The 1,442-nt window shown below is 59.7% G+C and carries 1 protein-coding gene; it reads right to left on the bottom strand.

Going from position 1 to position 1,442, the window contains the following annotated elements:
* Positions 1-162: 162 nt before the first annotated feature.
* Positions 163-1,416, bottom strand: coding sequence for an AI-2E family transporter (locus NW820_RS12340; RefSeq protein WP_414407639.1), 1,254 nt, complete (start codon positions 1,414-1,416; stop codon positions 163-165).
* Positions 1,417-1,442 lie beyond the last annotated feature (26 nt).

Here is a 1,442-nt window from a genome sequence, read left to right as displayed (position 1 = left end):
AAGGTTGTCCAAACCCTGCTGGGGATAGGAGCCAGCCTCCTGTTCGTCGTAGGCAGTGCTCTGTTCATCCTCGATGCCCGTCACCGCTGAGATGCGCACCCTACCCAAAACCACAGCAGCCCTTCTCCGAGAGCAACAGAGGCGAATCAGATGAGAAGCTTGCTAATAAGGACTTCTTCCGGCTACGGGATCCGCAGGCGAGAGACTTTCTTTCTGTGGCAACCCTTCCGGCTCGTTTGACGAGTCATTCGGACGAGAGGAAAAAGATGGCTCTGGGCTGCTCGCGTCGGCAGGATCCATCCCCGGCAAAGCCAAAGAACCAGCAGCCTCGGTGGCCCGAGCATACAGCCTGGCTCGAACCTCTGCCTCCTGCTTGGGCTTCAGATAGAGGTTCTCCAGCAGCACCGCCATACCCGCCACCCACGGGGGGGCGATCACCGCCCCAACAATACCCAACAACTGGGTGCCCCCCAGCACCGCCAGCAACTGATACAAGGGCTTCACCCGCACCGAGGATCCCACCAACAGAGGATCCAACACATAGGTTTCCAGGTTTTGAACGGCAACATATAGGATCAGCACCCACAAAAAAGTCCAGCCCCCCTGAACGATTGCCACCACCAAAGCGGGCAGGGATCCCAGTACCGGCCCAATGAAGGGGATAAGGTTGGTAAACCCAGCGATCACCCCCAGCGCCAGAGCGAACTCCGACAGGCCGAGAAAGCGAAGCGAGACGGTGATCATCACGCCCAAAATGGCAGAGACCAGCACCCGCCCCTGAATGTAGCCCCCCATGCGCTGGGCCATCGGGTGTACCTGCTCAGCAAGCCGCTCATTCCAGGGATAGGGAAACAACTCCACCAAGCCCCGCACCAAGTCAGAGCCGCTCACCAGCATGTAGCCGGAAATGAAGAGGGTCAGCACCGTGGTTAGCAGACCACCCAGCAAACCGCGGGTGAAGTCGAAAGACTGCACCAGCACCCGTTGTCCCGAGCGAACTGCCCAGCTCATCAACGACTGAGGATCGAGCAACTGGTTTAAGTAGTCCAGCGCCGCCGGATCCACCCCCGCCAGATCGGCAATCCAGGTGTCCACCAGCAGTTGTAGTCGCTCCAGATAGAAGGGCAACCTCGCTAGCAACCGCTGGGTCTGAGTCGCCACCGTTGGGCCAATGAGCAGAGCCAAGCCGGCAATCCCGGCAATTAAGCTCAAATACACCAGCACAACCCCCAGCCAGCGGGGGATGCGTAATCGCTCGGCCAGATCCACCAGGGGAGCCAGCGCTGCCGCCACCACCACCGCGATCATCACCGTCAGCACCAAGCTGCGCAGTTGCCACAGCAGCAACAACAGCATCCCTGTGGCCACCACCAGGGCTACAGAGGATACGGAGATGGTCAGTTGTCTTCGGCTCATCACTTGGCTGGGTTCTCTTCAGGGGG

It is taken from the genome of Synechococcus sp. R55.7, assembly GCF_047461955.1.
In the GTDB taxonomy this organism is placed as follows: domain Bacteria; phylum Cyanobacteriota; class Cyanobacteriia; order Thermostichales; family Thermostichaceae; genus Thermostichus.
The sequence above is the reverse complement of the archived record's forward strand: the minus strand, read 5'-3'. Positions and strand labels throughout refer to the sequence as shown.